The organism is Streptomyces sp. UH6, from assembly GCF_013421635.1.
GTDB lineage: Bacteria > Actinomycetota > Actinomycetes > Streptomycetales > Streptomycetaceae > Streptomyces > Streptomyces abyssomicinicus.
In genome coordinates, this window is the sequence record NZ_JACADT010000963.1 from 1 (window position 1) to 2,153 (window position 2,153).

Consider the following 2,153-nt stretch of genomic DNA (forward strand, 5'->3'; position numbering starts at 1 on the left):
ACGTAGCACTCGACGGCGACGGGCGCGCCGACGCGCTTGCGGATCAGCTGCTTGACCACGACGACGCGCTCCCGGCCCTCCTGCCGGACCCGGACCTCGTCGCCGGTCCTCAGCGCGTGGGCGGGCTTCACCCGCTCCCCGTTCACCCGGACGTGCCCGCCGCGGCAGGCGGCGGCCGCCAGCGAGCGGGTCTTGACCAGGCGCACCGACCAGATCCAGACGTCCACCCGAACGCTCTCACTCATGCGGTCGACTCTACTGCGGACGGCCCCGTCCCCGGGGCCCGCGGGGCGCACCGGCGGGACGGCTGATCGGCCCACCCGGGCGTGCGTCCGGCGTGCCGTGCTCCCAGGCTGGGCTGACGCGACCGACGCCGGAGGGGAGCAGCCCGGGCCATGAGCAGTGCCGTACCGCCGACCCGGTCCCAGGCCGGGGACGGACACCCGCCGCGCCGGCGGTTCGTCTTCCCCAGCGCGCTGACCGTGCTGGTCTTCGTCACGCTGGCGGTCTGGCTGCTGGCGTTCCTCATCCCGCCCGGCGTCTACGACCGGGACGCGGACGGCGCGCCGGTGCAGGGCACCTACCACCGGGTCGACTCCGGGCTGAGCTTCCTCGACCGGCTGAACGACCTCTTCCTCGCCCCGGTCAACGGCCTGTACGGCATCCGCGACGAGAACGGGGTGGTCGGCCCCGACCTGGCGGGCGAGCTGTACGGGGCGGCCGGCGTCTTCCTCTACGTGCTGGCGATCGGCGCGTTCATCACCATGGTGTTCGCGACCGGCGCGCTCAACCACGGCATCGAACGGCTGGCCCACCGGCTGCGCGACCGCAGCTCCCTGCTGATCGTGGCGATCATGCTGGTCTTCGCGGTGCTCGGCACGGTCTCCGGGTTCGCCGAGGAGACGCTGGGGTTCTACGGACTGATCGTGCCGCTGACGCTGGCGCTGGGCTACGACCGGATGACCGCGCTCGGGGTGACCGTCCTCGGCGCGGGTGTCGGCGTGCTGACCTCGACGGTGAACCCGTTCGCCACCGGGGTGGCGTCCTCGGCCGCCGACATCTCGCTGGGCGACGGCATCGTGCTGCGCTTCGCGATGTGGCTGGTGCTGACCTCGGTGACCGTCGGGCATGTGCTGCGCTACGCCCGCCGGGTCCGGCGGAGCCCGCAGCGCTCCCTCTCCGGGTTCCTGCCCGGCGACCAGGAGCTGGCCGCGGAGTCGCGGCGCGAGGTGCCACCGCTGCACGGCACGGAGCGGGCCGTCCTGACCACGATGGTGCTGGTCTTCGCCTTCATGATCTTCGCGGTGGTCCCCTGGTCCGCCGCGCTCACCGGTGACGCGGACGCCGTCCCCTACGGCTTCGAGCTGGGCTGGTACTTCCCGCAGCTGGCGGCGATGTTCCTGGTGGCGGCGGTACTGGTGGGGGCGATCGCACGGATGGGGGAGCAGCGGGTCAGCGAGACGGTGGTGCGGGGCGCGGCGGACTTCGTCGCGCCCGCGCTGGTGGTGGTGCTGGCCCGCGGGGTGACGGTGATCATGAACAACTCGCGGATCACCGACACCGTGCTGCACGGTGTGGAAGGGGTGGTGGAGGGCACCTCCTCAGGAATCTTCGCGATCCTGGTGTTCGTCGTGAACCTGCCGCTGGCGTTCCTGATCCCGTCGACGTCCGGGCACGCCACCCTGGCCATGCCGATCATCGCCCCGCTGGCCGACTTCGCCGGCGTCTCCCGGGCGGTGGCGGTCACCGCCTGGCAGGCGTCCAGCGGGATCATGAACCTCTGGGTGCCGACGAGTGCGGTGATCATGGGCGGCTGCGCGCTCGCCAAGGTGGGCTACAACCGGTACATCCGGTTCGTGCTGCCGCTGCTCGGGCTGCTCTTCCTGCTGATCTGCCTCTTCCTGGCGGCGGGCGCGGCCTTCACCTGACCTGCGGTCCGGCCGTCCGTCCGCCTGGCGGTCCGGCCGTCCGGCGGGCCGCCTGTCCTACGCTGGGACGGTATGGACGACGACCTCGCAGCCCTCGACCGGCGGATCTGCGACTGCCGGGCCTGCCCGCGGCTGGTCGCCTGGCGGGAGGAGGTCGCCCGGGTCAAGCGCGCCGCGTTCGCCGACTGGGAGTACTGGGGGCGGCCGGTGCCCGGGTTCGGGCCC

At 72.8% G+C, this 2,153-nt stretch carries 2 protein-coding genes and 1 pseudogene; 2 read left to right on the forward strand and 1 reads right to left on the reverse strand.

What is annotated here, in order from left to right; genetic code table 11:
• Window positions 1-428, reverse strand: a 428-nt coding sequence (locus HW445_RS34475) for an RNA-binding S4 domain-containing protein (protein WP_374939710.1), incomplete at its 3' end; no start/stop codon positions are given.
• Here HW445_RS34475 and HW445_RS28070 point away from each other — a divergent pair.
• Together HW445_RS28070 and HW445_RS28075 are read left to right on the forward strand one after the other, a co-directional pair.
• Entirely contained in the window at window positions 396-1,928 is a 1,533-nt protein-coding gene (locus HW445_RS28070; protein ID WP_180223664.1) for a YfcC family protein, read from the forward strand. The genes HW445_RS34475 and HW445_RS28070 overlap by 33 nt on opposite strands.
• Before the next feature lie 72 nt (window positions 1,929-2,000).
• A pseudogene (locus HW445_RS28075) lies at window positions 2,001-2,153 on the forward strand (uracil-DNA glycosylase); the annotation flags it as partial.